We start from the raw sequence: 20,394 nt of genomic DNA, 5'->3' as shown, positions 1-20,394 counted from the left end.
GTGAGCACACCGCTGATCACCCCTGACCTTGTCGCCGTCGACGTGGTCGCAGCCGACCGCGACGCCGCGACCCGTCAGCTCATCGACCTCCTCGCCGCCGCGGGCCGCGTGACCGACGCCGAGGGGTTCCACGCCGACGTGCGGGCCCGGGAGGCCCAGATGGCCACGGGGATGCCGGGCGGCATCGGCCTGCCGCACGCCCGGTCGGCGCACGTGACGGCGCCGAGCCTCGCCGTGGGCAAGGTGCCCGCCGGCGTCGACTTCGGTGCCCCCGACGGGCCCGCGACCCTCGTCTTCCTCATCGCCGCCCCCGACTCCGGGGACGCCGCCCACCTGCAGATCCTCGCGGCGCTCGCCCGCCGGCTCGTCCACGAGTCGTTCCGCCAGTCCCTCAAGGACGCCACCGAACCCGCGACGGTGGCCGAGATCATCACCCGAGAGGTGGTCCCCTCATGAAGCTCGTCGCCGTCTCCTCGTGCCCCACGGGGATCGCCCACACCTACATGGCCGCCGAGGCCCTCGAGCAGGCCGGGAAGGCCGTCGGCATCGAGGTGCACGTCGAGACGCAGGGCGCCGCCGGGTCCACGCCGCTCGACCCGCAGCTCATCGCGGACGCCGACGGCGTCATCTACGCCGCCGACCTCGAGGTCAAGGAGAAGCAGCGGTTCGCGGGCAAGCCCTTCGTCGACGTCGGCGTGAAGAAGGCCGTGCATGACGCACCCGGGGTCATCGCCGCGGCCGTCGCCGCGGTCGAGGCCGGCGTCCCGGCGGGGGCCGCCGCCGCACCGGTCGCCGGGCCCTCGACGAAGGTCGACAGGAACGCCGGGGTCGGCACGCGCATCCGGCAGTGGCTCATGACGGGTGTCTCGTACATGATCCCGTTCGTCGCCGCCGGCGGGATCCTCATCGCCCTCGGGTTCATGGTCGCGCAGCTCGCCGACGGGGCCGACGGTGTCGTCGCCGTGACGAGCGTGCCCGTCGACCACCTGCTCAACGACTTCAACGTGCTGTCCGGCATGGACTGGGCGGCCCTGCTCTTCCAGACCGGCGCGGTCGCGTTCGGGTTCCTGGTACCAGTGCTGTCGGGGTTCATCGCCTACGGGATCGCCGACCGGCCGGGCCTCGTTCCCGGGTTCGTCGGCGGTGCCGTGTCCGTGGCCGTCGGCGCCGGGTTCCTCGGTGGCCTGGTCACGGGCTTCCTGGCCGGGTTCACCGCGCTGTGGATCAGCCGCTGGAAGGTGCCGAAGGGGGTGCGCGGCGTGATGCCCGTGGTGGTCATCCCGCTGCTCTCGTCGTTCGTCGTCGGCCTCGTGATGTTCCTGGTCATCGGGCAGCCGATCGCGAGCCTGATGGACGGACTGAGCAGCTGGCTCAACGGCCTGTCCGGCTCGAACCTGATCCTCCTGGGTGCCCTGCTGGGCGCGATGATGGGCTTCGACCTGGGCGGCCCCATCAACAAGGTCGCGTACACGTTCGCGGTGACCGGCCTGGCGACCGAGGGACTCGGCACCGACGCCGTGCAGTACCGGATCATGGCCACCGTCATGGCGGCGGGCATGGTCGCCCCGCTCGCGATGGCCCTGGCCTCGACCGCGCGCAAGCGCCTGTTCACGCACGCCGAGCAGGAGAACGGCAAGGCCGCCTGGCTCCTGGGGCTGTCGTTCATCTCCGAGGGTGCCATCCCGTTCGCGGCGGCCGACCCGTGGCGCGTCATCGTGTCGTCGCTCGTCGGCTCCTCCGTCACCGGGGGGATCGTCATGGCCGTCGGGTCCGGGCAGCGGGCACCGCACGGGGGCGTGTGGGTGCTGCCGCTCATCTCGAACCCGTTCGGCTTCCTGATGGCCGTCGCGGTGGGCGTGATCGTCACCGCAGGGATCGTCGTCGCGCTCAAGAGCGCCAAGCCCAACCCGGTCGTGCAGGCCGAGCGGGCCGCCGACGAGCAGCAGACGCTCGTCGCCCAGACCGTCTGAGCCCGTCCCTCCCCACCGTCAGGAGCAGTCACATGGTCCAGCGCACCGTCGTCGTCGCGTCCCGCGTCGGCCTGCACGCCCGTCCCGCGATGCTGTTCACGCAGGCCGTCGCCGCCAGCGGCGTCCCGGTCACGATCGCCCGCCCCGGCGGTGAGCCCGTCGACGCCGGGAGCATCCTGTTCGTCATGTCCCTCGGGGTCCCGCACGGCGAGGAGGTGACGCTCGCCGCGGACGGCGAGGGCGCCGACGGCGTGCTCGACGACCTCGTCGCGCTGCTCGCCACGGACCTGGACGCCGAGGACGCCACGGCCTCGCCGGGCGGCGCGTCGTGAGCGCGTCGACCGTCGAGCAGCGGGTGCTGCACGGCGTCGGCGTCGGCCGCCGGGGGATCGTCGGGCCCGTCGCGCAGGTGCAGCCCGCACCGCACGTGCCCGCCGACACGCCGCTGCTGGTCGACGGGGTGCCCGCGGACGTCGAGACGGCCCGGGAGGTCGTGGACCGGGCGTTCGCCGACGTCGCCGAGGGCCTGCGCGAGCAGTCCTCGCGGGCCACGGGCACCGTGAAGGACGTGCTCGCCGCGACCGCGCAGATGGCCGACGACAAGGCGCTGCGCAGCCAGGTGCTCGCGAGGATCGCCGCCGGTGAGCCGGTCGTGGCCGCCGTCGACGGCGTCATACGGATGTTCGCGACGATGTTCGAGCAGGCCGGCGGCTACCTCGCCGAGCGCGTCACCGACCTGCGGTCGGTGCGGGACCGGGTGGTCGCCCGGGCGCTCGGCCTGCCGGCGCCGGGCGTTCCCGAGCTGCACCGGCCGTCCGTCGTGGTCGCCCGGGACCTCGCCCCGGCCGACACCGCCGCCCTCGACCTGGCGAACGTTCTGGCCATCGTCACGGAGCTCGGCGGGCCGACCGGCCACACCGCCATCATCGCCGGGCAGCTCGGCCTGCCCTGCGTGGTGCGGGTGGGCGGCGCGACGGCGCTGGTGGACGGGGTCGAGGTGGCGGTCGACGCGGCTGCCGGGACCGTCACGACCGAGCCCGACGGAGACCAGCGCGCCGATCTCGACCGTCGCGCCGCGGTCGAGCAGGCGCTCACGGCCGACACCGCACCGGGCGGCACCGCCGACGGCCGGGCGGTGCAGCTCCTCGCCAACATCGGGACCGCCGAGGACGCCGAGCGGGTCGCCGCGGGGGCCGTCGAGGGCGTCGGCCTGTTCCGCACGGAGGTGCTCTTCCTCGAACGGGCCACCGCGCCGACCGAGGAGGACCAGGCGCAGGCGTACGTGCGGGCGCTGCAGGCACTCGGCGACCGCAAGGTCGTGGTCCGGACGCTCGACGCGGGCGCCGACAAGCCGCTCGCGTTCGCCACCCAGCCCGACGAGGAGAACCCGGCGCTCGGCGTGCGCGGCTACCGGCTGGTCCGCACCCACCCGGAGCTGCTGGAGACCCAGCTCTCCGCGCTCGGCCGCGCGCAGGCCCAGGCCGACGTGGCGCCGTGGGTGATGGCGCCGATGGTCGCCACCGCAGCCGAGGCCCGGGACTTCGCCGCGCGTGCCCGGGCGCACGGCATCGCGAAGGTCGGCGTGATGATCGAGGTGCCGGCCGCGGCGTTGCGGGCGCGCGAGATCCTCGCGGAGGTCGACTTCGTCTCGCTCGGGACCAACGACCTCGCGCAGTACGCGATGGCCACCGACCGGCTCCGCGGCGAGCTCGCCGACCTGCTCGACCCCTGGCAGCCGGCCGTGCTCGACCTCGTCGACGCGACCGCACGCGCCGGGACGGAGGCGCACAAGCCCGTCGGCGTGTGCGGGGAGTCGGCTGCCGACCCGGTGCTCGCCCTCGTCCTCGTCGGGCTCGGGGTGACGAGCCTGTCGATGTCCGCGGGGGCCGTACCGGCCGTTCGCTACGCGCTGCGGCACCACACCGCCGCGCAGTGCCACACCATGGCCGCCGCCGCGCTCGCCGCGGAGTCGGCGGTCGCGGCCCGGGAGGCCGTCGTGGGGCTGCTGGCGCCGGAGGTGCGCGAGACGCTCGGCCTCTGAGCCGGGTCGCCGAGCCGTCAGTCCGGTCGCAGGATCGTCGTCCGCACCGCCGTGACGGTGGGCCGGCGGGGGACCGACGAGAAGCCGAACCGGACCGGCGGCACCGTCGGGAGCAGGCCGCCGCACGGCGTCGAGTCCCACGTCGCACTGGCCTCGGTGACCGCGTGCTGGTCGACCGCGCCGTACCACTCGCGGCGCCCGGCGCCGGCCGTCCCACGTGTGCGGACGCCCGGGAGCACGGCCCTCGCCACGGGGTCCACCGCGGTCGCGAACGCGCGCGACCGTGCGACCGGTCGGGGCACGAGGGCCAGTGCCCGGCCGAGCGGCGTCCGGCCGCCCAGCACGACGGCGGCGACGAGGGGTCCCGCCGTCACGTCCCACCGGCGGGCGTCCGGGTCGCACCGCACGTGCACAGGTGTGACCACGACCTCGTCGAACAGGTACGTGCCCGCGACCTCGGCGGCGATCGCGCGCGTCGGGGCGAGGAGGGTGCGACACCCGGCGGCGTCCTCCGTCATCACGTCGGCGAACGGCGGCCAGGGCGAGCACAGCCAGCGGCCGACGACGATGCGGCGCCCGTCCGTCATGGCGAGGCCGAGGATGTGTCCGTCGTACCGGTCGATCATCTGGTCAGTCTGGCCCGTCCGGTCGCGCAGCGGGCTGACCGGCCGACGCCCGTGCGACCTGCGGGCCGGACCGACGGACGGCGCAGGCCCGACGACGTGCATGACCAGGAGGCAGCCGTGCGCGCACGGGCGTGCAGCTCCTCCCGGGCCGGCGTCGCACCGCACGCCACGCGCATCAGGGTGAGCGACGTGGCATCCACACGCGGCGCGCGTACCCTGGCGCGCATGGCGCACGACCCCGGACACGCAGAGCTGCACGACCCGGAGACCGACCCGCTCGCCACCTATGTGCTGGAGCCCGACGACGTCCGCACCCTTCTCGAGCGCGTGGTGACGTCACCGGGTGCGTCGACCCACACGTCGCACGCCCCGTTCACCGGTGGCCCCATCGCGGCGGTGCCGCTCTCCACCCCGCAGGACGTCGCTCGGGCGGCCCGGCACGCCCGCGCGGCGCAGCGGCTGTGGGCGGCACGCCCCCTGCGGGACCGCACCGCGGTCCTGTCCCGCGTGCACGACCTGGTGCTGGAGCGGCAGGGCGAGGTCCTCGACCTCATCCAGCTCGAGGCGGGCAAGGCACGCGTCTCCGCGTTCGAGGAGGTGTGCGACATCGCCATCGTCGCCCGCCACTACGCGGTCCGCGCCGGCCGGTACCTCGCGCCCCGTCGGGTACCCGGACTCATCCCGGGTCTCACCACGACGAAGGTGCTGCGGCACCCGGTCGGCGTGGTCGGCATCGTCGCCCCGTGGAACTTCCCGCTGACGCTGACGCTCGGCGACGTGCTGCCGGCCCTGGTCGCCGGCAACGCCGTCCTCCTGCGCCCCGACCCGCAGACGGCGCTCACCGCGCTGTGGGCCGCCGAGCTCCTGGAGGACGCGGGCCTGCCCGAGGGGCTGCTGCAGGTCGTCGTGGGCGACGGCCCGACGATCGGCGCCGCGGTCGTCGAGCACGCGGACCACGTGAGCTTCACCGGCTCGACGCGCACCGGCCGGGTCGTGGCGGCCCAGGCGGGGGAGCGGCTGGTGCCGGTGACCCTCGAGCTCGGGGGCAAGAACCCGATGTACGTCGCGTCCGACGTCGACGTGGAGGTCGTCGCCGAGGGTGCCGTGCGCGCGTGCTTCGTCGGGACCGGGCAGGTGTGCGTCAGCATCGAGCGCATCTACGTGCACGAGGACGTGGCCGACGAGTTCCTCGCGGCGTTCGTCCGGCGCGCCCGCGAGCTGCGGATGGGTTCAGGGCTGGACTACCGCTCGGACGTGGGGTCGCTCACGTCCGCCGCACAGCTCGCGACGGTCGTCGAGCACGTGGAGGACGCCCTCGGGCACGGCGCGACGGTGCTGGCCGGCGGCGTGCACCGCACCGACCTCGGCCCCTGGTTCTACGAGCCGACGATCCTCGTGGACGTACCGCCGGAGGCACGCGTGTTCCGCGAGGAGACGTTCGGGCCGGTCGTCTCCGTGTACCGGGTCGCGTCCGACGACGAGGCCGTGGCGGCCATGAACGACAGCGAGTTCGGGCTCAACGCGAGCATCTGGACAGCGGGGACGCGCCGCGGGGCCGCGCTCGCCGCGCGCGTGCGGGCCGGGACCGTCAACGTCAACGAGGGCTACGTGTCCACGTGGGGCTCCATGGGTGCGCCGCAGGGCGGTGTCGGGGCGTCCGGCCTCGGGCACCGGCACGGCCGCGAGGGCCTGTGGGAGACGACGAGGCTGCAGACGGTCGCGGTCCAGCACGGCGTCCACGGCGTGCTCGGCGGCCCGGGGGTCGGCCTGCACCGGCTGTTCGATCTCGGCACCGAGACCTGGCCGCGGCTCTACTCGCAGGCGCTGCGGGCGATGAAGGCGGCCCGCCTGCCGTGACGGCGGCCGGCCTGCCGTGACGGCGGCCGGCGTCAGGTCCCGCGGGCGGCCAGGTGCTCCCAACGAGCCACGGCCTCGCTTCGCGACGAGACCCCGAGCTTGCGGTACGTCGAGATCGCCTGGGTCTTCACGGTGTTCCTCGAGACGCCCAGCCGTTCCGCGATCCCGGGGAACGTCAGGTGCGTCGAGAGCAAGGGGAGCAACCGGATCTCCGCCGCGGTCAGCACGTCCGCGAGCAGCGGTGACGCGGCGGTGTCCCGGACGAGGACGTGCACCGCGGCGACCCGCGCCGGCAGGGTGCCGAGCCCGGGCCGCCGGCGCACGACGTCCTGCGCCTGACGGACCACCGAGGCGGCCGACACCACGTCGCCGAGCCCCACCAGCGCCCGGGCCGTCTCCACCAGCGCCTGGGTCGAGACGACGGGGAGCGCGCGGGTCAGCAGCGGTCGCAGGGCCAGGGCGCGACGCAGGTGGGCCAGCGCCCGGCCGCGGTCGCCCGCGTGCAGCGCGACCCGGCCCGCCCACGCGTGCACGAGCGCGCTCGTCCAGTAGGCGTCGTACCGCCCGGAGCGCACGACCTCGACGGCACGGGCCACGTGTGCCTCCGCGTCGCGCCAGCGGTCCTGGTCGGCCGCCACCGTGGCACGCTCGCAGAGCGCGATGGCGGCGAGCGGCTCGGCACCGGCCACCTCCGCAAGCTCGGCGGCGTCGGTGAACAGGGCGTCTGCCTCGTCGAGGTCGCCACCGAGGAGCGCGGCGAGGCCCTCGGTGTGCAGCATCGTCGCCCGGAACGGGCTGGCCGGCGAGAGCCCGGCCCAGCCCTGCTGCGCGTCGGCCCGCATCTGGTCGACACCGGCACGCGCCTCGATCGCCCGGAGGTACGCGAGGGTGCCCTCGACGGTGCTGCCGTCGGGCAACGTGCCGGGGCGCGCCGCCCGCGCAGCCAGGTCGGACCAGCGCTCGGCCTGGACCGGTTCGCCGACGAGCGCGAACGTCAGGGAGGCGTGCGCGGCGACGGCCGGGAACGTGTCCAGGTCCGTCGCCCTCTCGAGCCACGACATCCATGCCCGGACACGGTCCACCCTCCCGGAGGCCCACGTGCGCTGCGCCCACTCGAGCACCAGGTCGACCAGCAGCGCAGTGTCCCCGCTGCCGTGGGCGTGCTCGACGGCCATCCCTCCGGCGCCCGCGGACGCGTACCAGGTCGCGGCCCGCCGGTGCAGGTCCTGGACCAGCGCCGGCTCCTGGCGGTGCAGCTCCGCACGCAGGAGGTCGCGCAACAGCGGATGGCACCGGTAGCGCTCGCCGCCGCGGTCGACCGCGAGGACCACACCGGCGCCTGCGAGCCGTTCGAGATCCGCACCGCTCGACCGGGTGGGCAGCAGGGCGTCGCAGACGGGCCCGGACAGCTCGTCGAGGATCGAGCACCGCACCAGCAGGGACAGGTCGCGGGCGGACAGTCCGGCGAGCACCTCCGCCCGCAGGTAGTCGCGCATGAAGCGGTCGTCCCCGGTGAACGGGGTGTCCGTGCCCGGTCGGGGGGACGGTTCGCGCAGCGCCATGGCCGCGAGCGACAGGGCGACCGGCCAGCCCTCGGTCCTCCGGAGCAGGTCACCCAGGACGTCGAGGTCGAGGTCGACGCCGGCACCGGCCAGCAGGTCGGCCGACTCGTCGACGTCGAGGACGAGGTCGTCGGGTCCGAGCTCGAGGAGCTCGCCGTGGACCCGCAGCCGGGCGGTGGCCAGCGGCAGTCGGGTGCGCGACGCGAGTCCCACCCGCCAGGTGGGCGGCATGCGGTCCACGAGGTCCGCGAGCGCCCCCAGGGCGGCAGGGTCGGTGAGGTCCTGCACCTCGTCCACGAGGAGCGTGCGAGGGGGCCCGTCGGTGAGCGCGGACCCGAGCTGCGCGATGACGGACGACCCGGTGGCGGGCACGGTCCCCGGGTCGACGGCGCGGGCGACGGCAGAGAGCAGCCCTATGGCGTCGGCGCCCGGCCGGCACGTCACGCGGACGGCCCCGCCCACCCGGTCCGCCCACTGCGTCAGCAACGTCGTCTTGCCGTAGCCGGCGGGCGCCATCACGGTCACCACCCGGGCCGGGGACGCCGTCACCAGGTCCAGCAACGCGGCACGCGGGACGACGACGAGCGCGGACCGCGGCGCCGGCGCGGTGCGGCCGGCGGGCGTGGACGTCGGCACGGCAGACGGCGTCGCCGAGGGCGCGGAGGAGGGCGCGCCGGGACCGTGGGGGGACGAGCTGCGTCTTTCGGGACGTTTCTGACCCACGACCTGGACGGTACCTCGGAAGGTCGGGATGGTCACGACGCCTCCGCGGCCGCCAGGCCCCCGGGCCGTACCCGTGCTGGTCGGCTGCCTTCAGGCCGTGGTCGCCCCGACGTCGATGTGCGGGACGTCGTCCGCGGCGTCGCCCCAGGCGATCCGTCGTGGTGAGTCGTGGGACTCGACGGTGGCGGCATGGTCGCGGTCGAAGTAGTCCCAGGCCCAGCTGAGGAACGCGTCCGTGCGGCTGTGCACGCCGCTCAGCAGCATCGCGTGCACCCCGAGCCACGCGGCGAACGCGAGCGGGCCGTCGACCTCGTGCCGGTGGGCGCCGACCTCGGCGACGGCCGCGTTGCGGCCGATCATCGCCATGATGCCCTTGTCCTTGTAGTGGAACGGCTCGGTCGCCTGGCCGCGGGTGGTGCGCAGGATGTTCTCGCCTGCCCACCGCCCCGACTGCTGGGCGACCGAGCCGAGCTGGGGGAGCGCCGGTGCGCCCTCGCCGGGGCCGGACGGGACGTTCGCCACGTCACCGACCGCCCACACGCCCCGGAAACCGTCGACGGCGAGGTCGGGGCGCACGTCGAGCCGGCGCCCGCGGCCGGTCGATGCGCCTGCGGCCTGGGCGATCTCCGGTCCCGTCTCGCCGCCCGCCCAGATGACGGTCCGGGTGGGCAGGTGGGTGCCGTCGCTGAGCTCGACGTGGTCCGGGTGGACCGCGTCGACCCCGGTGCCGAGGCGCAGCAGCACGCCGTCGTCGGTGAGCTTGCGGTGGGCGTACTCCTGCGCGCGCCTGGAGAACGGCCCGAGCACAGCCGCGCCGCGGTCGACGAGGTGCACGCGACCCTCGTCGGGCAGCCTGCCGGCCTTGCGCAGCGCGGTGAACAGCTCGGCGAGGGCGCCGGACACCTCCACGCCCGTGGGACCGCCGCCGACCACCACGACGTCCAGGCCGCCCGGCTCGACCGGGGACCCGGCGGCCTGTGTGACGAGCGCGCGGTGGTGGCGGCGCAGCCGTTCGGCGTCCGCCACGGAGTACAGGGGGAACGCGTGCTCCTGCGCGCCCGGGATGCCGAAGAAGTTCGGGCGCCCGCCCGCAGCGACCACCAGGTGGTCGGCAGTGAGCGTGCGGCCGTCGGCGAGCGTCAGGCTGCGGTCCGCGAAGGAGGCGGCGACCACGTCCTGGACGAGGACGTCGACGTCCGCCTCCGCCGCGAAGATGGTGCGCAGCGGCCGCGCGACGTCCTCGGCGGGCAGCTGGGACGTCGCCACCTGGTAGAGCAGCGGCTGGAACTGGTGGTAGTCGGCGCGGTCCACCAGCGTGGTCGTCACGGCGTTCCGGCCGAGGACCTGTGCGGCCGCGACGCCCGCCAACCCGCCGCCGAGCACGAGCGCGGTGGTCATCGCCTTTCCTCCGTGGTCACAGCGACATCTCCCGCACCCGCTCGGCCAGGATGATCCGGGCCGAGGCCTCGACGAGCGCGAGGTGCGAGAACGCCTGCGGGAAGTTGCCGAGGTGCCGCGCGGCGTCCACCTCGAACTCCTCGGCGTACAGCCCGAACGGCGACGCGATGCGCAGCAGCCGCTCCATGAGGTCCAGCGCCCGCTGCTCCTCGCCGACGACCATGAGGGCCGAGACCAGCCAGAACGAGCAGATGACGAACGTGCCCTCCTTGCCGGACATCCCGTCGTCCGTCTCGTCGGTGCGGTAGCGCAGCACGAACCCGTTCTCGGACAGCTCGTCGGCGATCGCGAGGACGCTGGCGTGCAGCCTCGCGTCGGTGCCGGGGAGCATGCCGAAGTGCGCGGCCAGCAGGGTCGACGCGTCGAGCGCGTCGGTGTCGTAGTGCTGGCGGAGCACGCCGCGGTCGCTCACGCCGTGCTCGAGGATGTCGGCCTTGATCTCGTCGGCCGTCGCGGCCCACTGTGCCTGGAGGTCGGGCTCGCCGCGGATGCCCGCGAGCTGCGCGGCCCGGTCCATCGCCACCCAGCACATGATCTTCGACGAGACGTAGTGCTGCGGCTTGCCGCGGGCCTCCCAGATGCCCTGGTCGGGCTCCTGCCAGACCGCGGCGGCGCACTCGGCCTGGGCCTGCACGAGCGGCCACAGACGTGCGGGCAGCCGCTCGCTGCGGTGCGTGTGCAGCAGGATCGAGTCGAGCACCGAGCCGAACACGTCGTTCTGCCGCTGGTCGAACGCGCCATTGCCGATCCGGACGGGCCGGGCGTCCTGGTAGCCGGTGAGGTCGTCGCGCGTGGTCTCCGTGAGGTCCCGGCGGCCGTCGATGCCGTACATGATCTGCAGCGCGCCGTCCTCGTTCGGCTCGACGTCGGCGACGAACTGCATGAACTCGTCGGCCTCCCAGTCCAGCAGCAGGTAGTGCAGGGCCTGCAGCGTGAACGTCGAGTCGCGGATCCACGTGTAGCGGTAGTCCCAGTTGCGCTCCCCGCCCGGCGTCTCCGGCAGCGACGTGGTGAGCGCGGCGACCGTCGCACCCGTCGGCATGTACGTCAGCCCCTTGATGACGAGCGCCGACCGCTCGACGTACGGGCGCAGCCGGTGGTCGGGCATCCGGGCGCGGCTCAGCCACCGGCGCCAGAACTCCCGGGTGGTGTCCATGCGTGCGGTCGCGTCGGCGGCGTCCCGTGGACCGTCCAGGGACGCCGCCCACGACAGCGACGCGAACGCGGTGTCGCCCGCGTCCAGCACGTGGCGGCCACGCACGGTGTCGCCGCCCTCCACGCCGAGCGCGAGGTCGGTGCGCAGCCGCAGGTGCACGTCGCCGACGGCGATGTCCGCGGTCCCGCTGCCGGGGGCGTCCAGGGTCCACGTGCCGCGCGTCCGGCCGTAGTCGAACGCGGGCTCGCAGACGAGCTCGATCTCGACCTGCCCCGCGAGGCACGTCACCGTCCGCAGGAGCACGTGCTGGGCGTCGTCGTCCGCCGGCGGGCGGGTGTGCGGGGTCGTCTCGTCCTCGCCCGTGCGGGGACCCATCTCGAGCGCGTCCCGGACCTCGACCCAGCCGCCCTGGGCGTGCCACGTCGTGACGAGCACGTTCGTGCCCGGGTCGTAGGCACGCGAGCTCGGCACGTTGATCCCGTAGGGGGCGAACCGGAAGGACCCGGCGCCGCGGTCGAGCAGGCTGCCGAACACGCTGGGGCTGTCGAACCGAGGCACGCACAGCCAGTCGACGGAGCCGTCCGGCGCAACCAGCGCGCCCGTGTGGCAGTCGGACAGGAACGCGTACTCGGCGATCGGCGGGAAGGGCGAGGCGGGCGTGTTGGAGGTCACCGGTGCTCCTGGGGTCGGGTCAGCCGAGTCGGGCGAGCAGGTGGTCGCCCACACGGAGGGCGTTGGCCATCGCGGTGAGCGCCGGGTTCACGGCGCCGATGCTGGGGAAGAAGCTCGTGTCGACGACGTAGAGGTTGTCGACCTCGTGCGCGCGACAGTCGGCGTTCAGCACCGACGCCGTGGGGTCGTTGCCGAACCGCACGGTGCCCGCCTGGTGCGCACAGCCGGCCACCGGGATGTCGTTCTTCATGTAGAGGTCACGCGGCACCAGGTGGTGCGGGTGCATGCCGAGGTGGCCGAGGTTGTCCTTGACCCGGCTGTAGAGCTCCTCGAGCGGCCGCCGGTTGTTCGGGGTGTAGCTGAGCACCACGCGCCCGTCGGCGTTCAACGTCACCCGGTTGTCCGGCTCGGGCAGGTCCTCCGACGACAGCCAGAAGTCGACGGCGTGCTCGGCGACGTCCTGCAGCGCGAACAGGGGCGCGAGCTTCGCCTCGACGGGCTTCTCGCCGCGGTACATGGGGGCCGACGACTTGCCGACCATCTGCACGTTGCCCATCGGGTAGGGGAACGCCTCGTCGCCGAAGTAGTAGTCGTTGACGCCGAGCGTCTTCTGGAACCGGGTGTCGTTGCGCTCCAACGAGATGGCCAGGAACGCGCGGCTGTTGTGGAACATGTAGTTCCGGCCCACCTGGTCGGAGCCGTTCGCCAGGCCGTTCGGGTGCTGGTCGTTCGCGCTGGCCAGGAGCAGGCGCGCCGAGTTGGCGGCCCCGGCGGACACCACGACGACGTCCCCGGTGAACCGCTGCTCCTCGCCGTCGACCTCCGCGACGACGGCGGTGACCGTCCGCCCGCTCGCGTCCGTCTCCAGCCGGCGGACCTCCGCGTTGCGCACCAGCGTCACGTTCGGGTGCCGGATCGCCGGCCGCACGGCGACCACGTCGGCGTCGGACTTGGCCTGCAGGAGGCACGCGAACCCGTCGCAGGTGCCGCAGCGGATGCACGTGCTGAACGCCAGGTTCGCCTCGTCGAGCTGGACCCCGGACGGCGAGTGGAACGGGTGCAGGCCGATCGCCGCCAGGTCGTCGAACAGCCGCTGGATGCGCGGCTCGTGGGACACCGGCGGGTACGGGTACGGGCCGCTCGACGGCGGCTCCGTGGGGTCCTCGCCGCGGGCGCCGTGCACCTGGTAGAGGTCCTCGGCCTGCGCGTAGTACGGCTCGAGCTCGTCGTACCCGATGGGCCACGCCGGGGAGAGTCCGCCGTGGTGGTGCAGGTCCCCGAAGTCCTGCTCGCGCAGCCGGTACAGCGCCGCACCGTAGAACTTCGTCGCGCCGCCCACGTTGTAGTGGATCTGCGGCTGGAACGCCTTGCCGTGGGCGTCGTACCAGGTGTCCTCCGACACGTAGCGGTTGTCGACGAACACCGCCGTGGCGTCCCAGTTCTCGATCTCGCGGGGCAGCCAGTCACCGCGCTCGAGCAGGAGGACCTTCTTGCCCGACGGGGCGAGCCGGTGCGCGAGGGTCCCGCCACCCGCGCCCGAGCCGATGATGACGACGTCGTAGTGGTCGGTCATCTCAGAGTCCCGGGCTGCTGTGCATGATGCCGCCGTCGGCGAAGACCGTCGTGGCGGTGAGGTACGAGGCGCCCTCGTCGGCGAGGAACGCGACCAGGCTGGCGATCTCGCTGGGCTCGGCCATCCGTCCCAGGGGGATCGCGGCGTCGAGCGTCTTCATCTTCTCCGGGTCGTTCATGGTGGAGGTGTTGATCGGGGTCGCCACGGCGCCGGGGCCCACACCGACCACCTGGACGCCCTGCGGCCCCAGCTCCACGCCGGCGGTCCGAGTGAGCATCCGCATGCCGCCCTTGGACAGGCAGTACGGCGTGTTGCCCGGCATCGGCCAGTCCTCGTGCACCGAGGTCATGTTGATGATCCGGCCGCCCGTGCCCTGCTTGATCATCTGCTTCGCGGCGAGCTGGGTGCCGAAGAACGCGCTCTTGAGGTTGATGTCCATCACGCGCTGGTACTGCGCCTCGGTGGTGTCGAGGATCGACGTGCGGGTCTCGATGCCGGCGTTGTTCACCATGATGTCCAGCCGGCCGAACGCCTCCACCGTCTTCGCGACCAGCATCTCCAGGTCCGTGACCTTGCTGACGTCGGCGTCCACGCCGATCGCCTGCTCGCCGAGGGCGGCGACCTGCTTCTCGAGGTCCTCGGTCGCCTCGGGGTCCGCCACGTAGTCGATGACGATGCTCGCGCCCGCCGCCGCGAGGGCGAGGACCACCGCCTTGCCGATCCCGCTGTTCCCGCCGGTGACCACGGCCACCTTCCCGTGCAGCGTCATGTGAGGGCTCCTTCGTCGAGAGGTGCGGGCGGTCCCGGGGTCGGGACTGCCGGTCCGGGTGGCGGCGGGCCGGTGACACGTCGCCGGAAGACGACGTACGACCAGGCCTGGTAGAGCAGGACGATCGGCACGAGGAACGCGGCCACGACCGTCATGACCTGCAGGGCGTACTGCCCGGAGGCGGTCCCCGTGACCGTGAGCGTGTTCGCCGGGTCGGTGCTCGACACCAGCACGTTCGGGTACAGGTTCGTGAAGACCGACCCGACCGTGAGCGCCATACCGACAGCGGTGGCCGCGAACGACCAGCCGTCGCGGTGCGCCCGCAGGAGGGCGACGGCGGCCAGCACGGCGACGAGCGCGGCCACCGGCGGCCCGATGCTGCGCAGCGCCGGGGCGTCGGACAGGGTGGGCGTCCAGACGGCGAACGCCACCAGCAGCAGCGCCGTGGGCCACAGGGCGACGGACGCGACGCGATGCGCCCGGGCGCGGACGAGGCCGTCGGTCCTCAGCACGAGGAACGTGGCCCCGTGCAGGACGCACAGCGCCAGCATCGTCACGCCGACGAGCAGGCCGTACCCGGTGACGATGTCGGCGACCGTCCCGGTGAACTCCTCGTCGGCGGCCACCGGCAGGCCGGCCAGGAGGTTGCCGAGCGCGATCCCCAGCAGCAGCGGGCACAGCGCGCTGCCGACGGTCAGGCACCACGACCACGTGTGCCGCCACCGGGCCGAGTCCATGCGGCCGCGGAACTCGAACGAGACCCCGCGTGCCATGAGCGCCACCACCAGCACCACGACGGCGAGGTAGAGCGCCGAGAACCAGGTGGCGTACCAGCCGGGAAAGGCCGCGAAGATGGCCGCACCGCCGACCACGAGCCACACCTCGTTGCCGTCCCAGAACGGCCCGATCGTGTTGATCGCCACCCGCTGCTCGGTGTCGGTGCGTCCGACGACCTTGTGCAGGATCCCGACCCCGAAGTCGAACCCCTCGAGGACGAAGAACCCCGTCCACAGGAATGCGACCACCCAGAACCACACGACCGGCAGGTCCATCGGCTTCTCCCAGTCGCTCGTCGCGGATCAGGTCGAGGGTCAGAACGTGAGCACGGGGACGCGCGGCTGCCCGTCGTCCACCGGCTCGTCGGGCTCGTCGGGCTCCAGCTCGAGACCGCGTCGGGCGAACCGCAGCATGAGGAACACGTTCACCGCCCCGAGCAGCAGGAACACGCCGTAGAAGATGACGAGGCTGAGGACGATCTCGGCGCTGCTGACCGACGGCGACACGCCGTCGGCCGTCGTCATGAGGCCCTGCACGATCCAGGGCTGGCGGCCGTTCTCGGTGAGCATCCAGCCCGCGGTGTTCATCACGAGCGGCGCCGCGGCCGCCCAGGTCGCGACCCACAGGAACACGCGGGCGTGGGGCAGCCGGCCGCGCCACCACAGCCACACGCCCCACAGCGCGAGCAGGGCGGCGAGCGAGCCGAGGTACGCCATCACGCGCATCGACCAGTACTGGACGAAGACGTTGGGCACGTAGTCACCGGGCCCGAACTCCTCCTGGTACTGCGCGTTGAGCTCGTTCATTCCCTGCACCGAGCCGTTGAGGGTCCCGGTGGCCAGCAGCGACAGCAGGTGCGGGATCTCGATGATCTTCGTGGGGTCCTGGTCGTTCTTCCCGCCGCCGATCTGGAACGCGGAGAACGAGCACGGCCCGCAGTCCGTCCACTGTGCCTCGGCCGCGGAGATCTTCATGGGCTGGTAGGTCGCCTCGATGACGCCGAGGTGGCTCCCGACGCCGAGCGTGAGCAGGATCGCCGGCAGCAGCACGGCCAGCGAGAGCTTGGCGGACCGGGTGAACAGCTCGACGTCCCGTTCCCGGCGCAGGTGCCAGGCGGACACCGCGAGCATCACGAACGTCCCCGTCACGGCCGCCGCGAGCACCACGTGCAGGTAGCCCCACAGGAACACGGGGTTGGTCATCACGGCGCCGATGTCGTTCAGGACCGGGCGGCCCGTCGAGGAGTCGATCTCGTACCCGACGGGGTGCTGCATCCACGAGTTGGCGGCCATGATGAACGCCGCCGACCCGGCGGCGCCGAGCGCGACCAGCCACGCGGACAGCAGGTGGACCCGCGGCGGAAGCACCCGCCACCCGAACACCCACAGGCCGATGAAGGTGGACTCCAGGAAGAACGCCGCCAGTCCCTCCATCGCCAGCGGGGCGCCGAACACGTCACCCACGAACCGGGAGTACGACGACCAGTTCATCCCGAACTGGAACTCCTGCACGAGGCCCGTCACGACGCCGACGGCCACGTTGATGAGCAGCAGGGTGCCGAAGAACCGCGTCAGCCGGCGGTGGTCCGCGTGCCCGGACCGGAACCACAGGGTGTGCAGGACCGCGACCAGGAACGCCAGCCCGATCGTGACCGGCACGAAGAAGAAGTGGTAGATGCTCGTCGACGCGAACTGCAGGCGGGCGAGGTCGAGCTCGGACATCGCAGCTCCCCCCGGAGGTCGCGGCGTCCCGCGGTCACGCCGACGAGGACGACTTCTCCACGAGCGTCACAGTGACGGCGAGGAACGACATCACACCAACAGGGTGAAAGACCTCACGCGTGACGGGCCACCGCCGGCGCCGGGTCCGACTCGTCGCTCGTGCCCTCCAGACCTGCCGCCTCGATGGTCTCGACGGCCTGCCGGGCGATCGCGAGCTCCTCGTTCGTCGGCACCACCAGCACGCGCGTGCTCGCCCAGTCCGCGGAGACGACGGTGGGCACCTTCTTGCGGCCCGTGTTGCGCTGTGGGTCGAGCGCGATGCCGAGCGGCTCCAGGCCGGCGCAGGCGAGCGCACGGACGACGTGGTCGTTCTCACCGACCCCGGCGGTGAACGTGATCGCGTCGACCCGGCCCAGCACCGCGACGTAGGCACCGATGTACTTGCGCAGGCGGTGGATGTACACGTCGAGCGCCCTCTGCGCGGCCTCGTCGCCGGAGTCGATGAGCTCGTGCAGCGACCGGAAGTCGTTCTCGCCCGCGAGCCCCTTGAGGCCCGAGCGGCGGTTGAGCAGGTCGTCGACGTCGTCGACGGACATCCCGGCGTTGCGCTGCAGGTGGATGAGCACCGCCGCGTCGATGTCCCCCGAGCGGGTGCCCATCACGAGGCCCTCGAGCGGCGTCAGGCCCATCGACGTCTCGACGGCCACGCCACCGCGCACCGCCGAGGCCGACGCCCCGTTGCCCAGGTGCAGCACGATCTGGTTGAGATCCTCGAGGCGCCGTCCGAGCACCCGGGCCACCTCGCGCGACACGTACTGGTGGGACGTGCCGTGGAACCCGTACCGCCGCACCCCGTACCGGTGCGCGACCTCGGTGTCGATCGCGTACGTCGCCGCCGCGTCGGGCAGCGTGTGGAAGAACGCCGTGTCGAACACGACCACGTGCGGCACGTCGGGCAGCAGCTCGCGGGCCACCCGGATGCCCGTGAGGTTCGGCGGGTTGTGCAGGGGGGCGAGCGGGGACAGCGCATCGATCCTCGCGATCACGTCGTCGTCGACCACCGCCGGTCCCGTGAACGTCGAGCCGCCGTGCACCACGCGGTGGCCCACGGCGATCACGTGCGCGTCGGCCAGGTGCGGACCCACCTCGTCGAACAGCGCGAGGACCGCGCGCAGCCCGGCGTCGTGGTCCGGCACCGGATCGGTCCGCTCGACGGTCGTGTCGCCGAAGCTGTGCTTCACCACCCCCGCGTCCTCACCGATCCGCTCGACGATGCCCGACGCGACCGCCGTACCGCCGACGGGGTCGACGAGCTGGTACTTGATGGACGACGAGCCGGAGTTCACCACCAGGACCGTGCCGTGCGCGTGCTGCTGGGTCATCGGACGGTCGCCTCCGTGGGGTCGGTCGGCGCCGCGGCGCCGGCCAGCGCCTGCGCCTGGATCGCCGTGATGGCGACGGTGTTGACGATGTCCTGCACGAGCGCTCCGCGCGACAGGTCGTTCACGGGCTTGCGCAGCCCCTGCAGCACGGGGCCGATCGCGACGGCGCCCGCCGAGCGCTGCACCGCCTTGTAGGTGTTGTTCCCCGTGTTGAGGTCGGGGAACACGAACACGGTCGCGCGGCCGGCCACGGTCGAGTCCGGCAGCTTGGTCTGCGCCACGGAGGCGTCCACGGCGGCGTCGTACTGGATCGGGCCCTCGACCGAGAGGTCGGGCCGGCGGGACCGGACCAGCTCGGTCGCGGCGCGGACCTTGTCGACGTCGGCACCCGAGCCGGACGCGCCGGTGGAGTACGAGAGCATCGCGATCCGCGGCTCGATGCCGAACTGCACCGCGGTCGCGGCCGACGAGATCGCGATGTCCGCGAGCTGCTCGGCCGTCGGGTCCGGGATGACGGCGCAGTCGGCGTAGACGAGCACCCGGTCCTCCAGGCACATGAGGAACGCGCTCGACACGCTCCCGACCCCCGGCTCCGTCTTGATGATCTCGAACGCCGGCTTGATGGTGTGCGCGGTGGTGTGGGCCGCCCCCGACACCATCCCGTCCGCGAGCCCGAGCTGCACCATCATCGTGCCGAAGTACGAGACGGACGGGACGATCTCCCGCGCCCGCTCGACCGTCATGCCCTTGTGCCGGCGCATCTCGGTGTACTCGGCGGCGAACCTCTCCAGCAGCGGGTCGGTGTGCGGGTCGACGACCGCCGCCTCCGCGAGGTCCAGCCCGAGCTCCGTGGCGCGCGCGCGGATCGCCGTCTCGTCGCCGAGGATCGTCAGCCGGGCGACCCCGCGGCGCAGCAGCGTGGAGGCGGCCCGCAGGATCCGGTCGTCCTCGCCCTCGGGCAGCACGACGTGCTTGCGGTCCGACCGGGCCCGGTCGAGCAGCGCGTACTCGAACATCAGCGGCGTGACGACCTCGGGGTGGGCGACGTCGAGGGCGGCGAGGAGCGCAGCGCCGTCCACGTGCTCCTCGAACAGCGCGAGGGCGGTGTCGACCTTGATCTGCGAGTCCGCGGACAGCCGGCCGCGGACGGCGGCGGCGGCGCTCGCGGACCGGAACGTGCCGAGGTCGGTCGCGATGATCGGCAGGCGCGTGCCGAGGCCGGAGATGAGCCGCGTGATGACGTCCGGTGGCCGGAACCCGCCGTTGAGGATGATGCCGGCCAGCGAGGGGAACCCGTCGGCCTGGTGCGCCATCAGCAGCCCGAGCAGGATGTCCGCCCGGTCGCCGGGCGCGATCAGCACGGCACCGTCCGCGAGGCGGTCGAGCAGGTGCTCGATCGACATCGCGCCCACCAGCATGTCGAGCACCTCGCGGGACAGCAGGGCCTCGTCGCCGGCGATCAGCCGGCCGCCGACCGCCTCGGACACCTGCCGCACCGTCGGCGCGGTGAGCAGGGAGTTCTCGGGCAGCGCGAACGACGGCAGCCCGGTCCCCTCGGCGACCGCCGCGCGCACGTCGTCGACCAGCCCTGCCGCGCACCGGTTGGCCACGACCGCCACCACCTGGGCGTGGTTGGCGTCCATCTCGGCGATGACGATCTCGGCGATCTGGTGCACGGCCGCCGGCTTGCGGCCGGACCCGTTGACGACGAGCACCACGGGGGCGCCGAGGTTGGCCGCGATGCGGCCGTTGAACGAGAGCTCGGTCGGCCCCGCCACGTCCGTGTAGTCGGTGCCCACCACGACGACCGCGTCGCACCGGCGTTCCACGTCGTGGAACCGCTGCACGATGACCCCGAGCGCTCCCTCCTGGTCCGCGAGCACGTCCTCGTAGGTGACGCCGACGCACTCCTCGTAGGTGAGGTCCACGCCGTCGTGCGCGAGCAGCAGCTCGAGGACGAAGTCCCGCGTGTCCGTGGACCGGGCGACCGGTCGGAACACCCCGACCCGCTGCACGGTGCGCGTCAGGAGGTCGACCAGGCCGAGGGCGACGACCGACTTGCCGGAGTCCCCTTCGGGGGACGTGAGGTAGATGCTGCGGGCCACGG

15 protein-coding genes are annotated in these 20,394 nt (G+C 73.3%); 5 read left to right on the top strand and 10 right to left on the bottom strand.

Going from position 1 to position 20,394, the window contains the following annotated elements; translation table 11 throughout:
- The 4 genes from ACVW07_RS06035 to ptsP are packed head-to-tail and all read left to right on the top strand — an operon-like array spanning position 1 to position 4,011.
- On the top strand, positions 1-456 hold the full coding sequence (locus ACVW07_RS06035) for a PTS sugar transporter subunit IIA (RefSeq protein ID WP_456818369.1): 456 nt from the start codon (positions 1-3) through the stop codon (positions 454-456).
- Positions 453-1,970 carry a PTS fructose transporter subunit IIC gene (locus ACVW07_RS06030; protein ID WP_456818368.1) on the top strand — a complete coding sequence of 506 codons (1,518 nt, stop codon included), beginning with the start codon at positions 453-455 and terminating at the stop codon, positions 1,968-1,970. Before ACVW07_RS06035 ends, ACVW07_RS06030 begins: the two co-directional genes overlap by 4 nt.
- Positions 1,971-2,002: 32 nt before the next feature.
- Positions 2,003-2,302 carry an HPr family phosphocarrier protein gene (locus ACVW07_RS06025; RefSeq protein ID WP_456818367.1) on the top strand — a complete coding sequence of 100 codons (300 nt, stop codon included), beginning with the start codon at positions 2,003-2,005 and terminating at the stop codon, positions 2,300-2,302.
- Complete coding sequence (gene ptsP / locus ACVW07_RS06020) at positions 2,299-4,011, top strand: phosphoenolpyruvate--protein phosphotransferase (RefSeq protein ID WP_456818366.1); 1,713 nt, start codon at positions 2,299-2,301, stop codon at positions 4,009-4,011. Before ACVW07_RS06025 ends, ptsP begins: the two co-directional genes overlap by 4 nt.
- A 17-nt stretch (positions 4,012-4,028) precedes the next feature.
- Here the strand turns inward: ptsP and ACVW07_RS06015 are convergent, their stop codons facing one another.
- On the bottom strand, positions 4,029-4,637 hold the full coding sequence (locus ACVW07_RS06015; RefSeq protein ID WP_456818365.1) for a hypothetical protein: 609 nt from the start codon (positions 4,635-4,637) through the stop codon (positions 4,029-4,031).
- A gap of 225 nt (positions 4,638-4,862) precedes the next feature.
- Here ACVW07_RS06015 and ACVW07_RS06010 point away from each other — a divergent pair, with 225 nt between their 5' ends.
- Entirely contained in the window at positions 4,863-6,494 is a 1,632-nt protein-coding gene (locus tag ACVW07_RS06010) for a succinic semialdehyde dehydrogenase (protein WP_456818364.1), read from the top strand.
- 32 nt (positions 6,495-6,526) lie between these two features.
- On the opposite strand, the gene ACVW07_RS06005 is transcribed toward ACVW07_RS06010, so the two are convergent.
- From ACVW07_RS06005 to pta, 9 genes are all read right to left on the bottom strand, one after another.
- On the bottom strand, positions 6,527-8,692 hold the full coding sequence (locus ACVW07_RS06005) for an AAA family ATPase (protein WP_456818363.1): 2,166 nt from the start codon (positions 8,690-8,692) through the stop codon (positions 6,527-6,529).
- A gap of 177 nt (positions 8,693-8,869) precedes the next feature.
- Positions 8,870-10,177: an NAD(P)/FAD-dependent oxidoreductase gene (locus ACVW07_RS06000; protein WP_456818362.1), complete on the bottom strand. Its 1,308-nt coding sequence runs from the start codon at positions 10,175-10,177 to the stop codon at positions 8,870-8,872.
- A 16-nt stretch (positions 10,178-10,193) separates the two neighbouring features.
- Positions 10,194-12,065, bottom strand: coding sequence for a glycoside hydrolase family 15 protein (locus tag ACVW07_RS05995; protein WP_456818361.1), 1,872 nt, complete (start codon positions 12,063-12,065; stop codon positions 10,194-10,196).
- Between the two features lie 19 nt (positions 12,066-12,084).
- Complete coding sequence (locus tag ACVW07_RS05990) at positions 12,085-13,638, bottom strand: GMC family oxidoreductase (RefSeq protein ID WP_456818360.1); 1,554 nt, start codon at positions 13,636-13,638, stop codon at positions 12,085-12,087.
- Position 13,639: 1 nt separating this feature from the next.
- A complete protein-coding gene (locus tag ACVW07_RS05985) occupies positions 13,640-14,407 on the bottom strand; it encodes a glucose 1-dehydrogenase (protein WP_456818359.1) in 768 nt (255 codons plus the stop codon).
- Positions 14,404-15,459 (bottom strand): cytochrome d ubiquinol oxidase subunit II, encoded by a 1,056-nt coding sequence (gene cydB / locus ACVW07_RS05980; protein ID WP_456818358.1) that lies wholly within the window; start codon positions 15,457-15,459, stop codon positions 14,404-14,406. Before cydB ends, ACVW07_RS05985 begins: the two co-directional genes overlap by 4 nt.
- Positions 15,460-15,498: 39 nt before the next feature.
- Positions 15,499-16,905: a cytochrome ubiquinol oxidase subunit I gene (locus ACVW07_RS05975; RefSeq protein WP_456818357.1), complete on the bottom strand. Its 1,407-nt coding sequence runs from the start codon at positions 16,903-16,905 to the stop codon at positions 15,499-15,501.
- 113 nt (positions 16,906-17,018) lie between these two features.
- Positions 17,019-18,287: an acetate/propionate family kinase gene (locus ACVW07_RS05970; protein WP_456818356.1), complete on the bottom strand. Its 1,269-nt coding sequence runs from the start codon at positions 18,285-18,287 to the stop codon at positions 17,019-17,021.
- Complete coding sequence (gene pta, locus ACVW07_RS05965) at positions 18,284-20,392, bottom strand: phosphate acetyltransferase (RefSeq protein WP_456818355.1); 2,109 nt, start codon at positions 20,390-20,392, stop codon at positions 18,284-18,286. The genes ACVW07_RS05970 and pta overlap by 4 nt, the downstream gene beginning before the upstream one ends.
- Positions 20,393-20,394: the final 2 nt, after the last annotated feature.

The sequence above is a fragment of the Cellulomonas sp. URHB0016 genome, assembly GCF_054057935.1.
The sequence above is the reverse complement of the archived record's forward strand: the minus strand, read 5'-3'. Positions and strand labels throughout refer to the sequence as shown.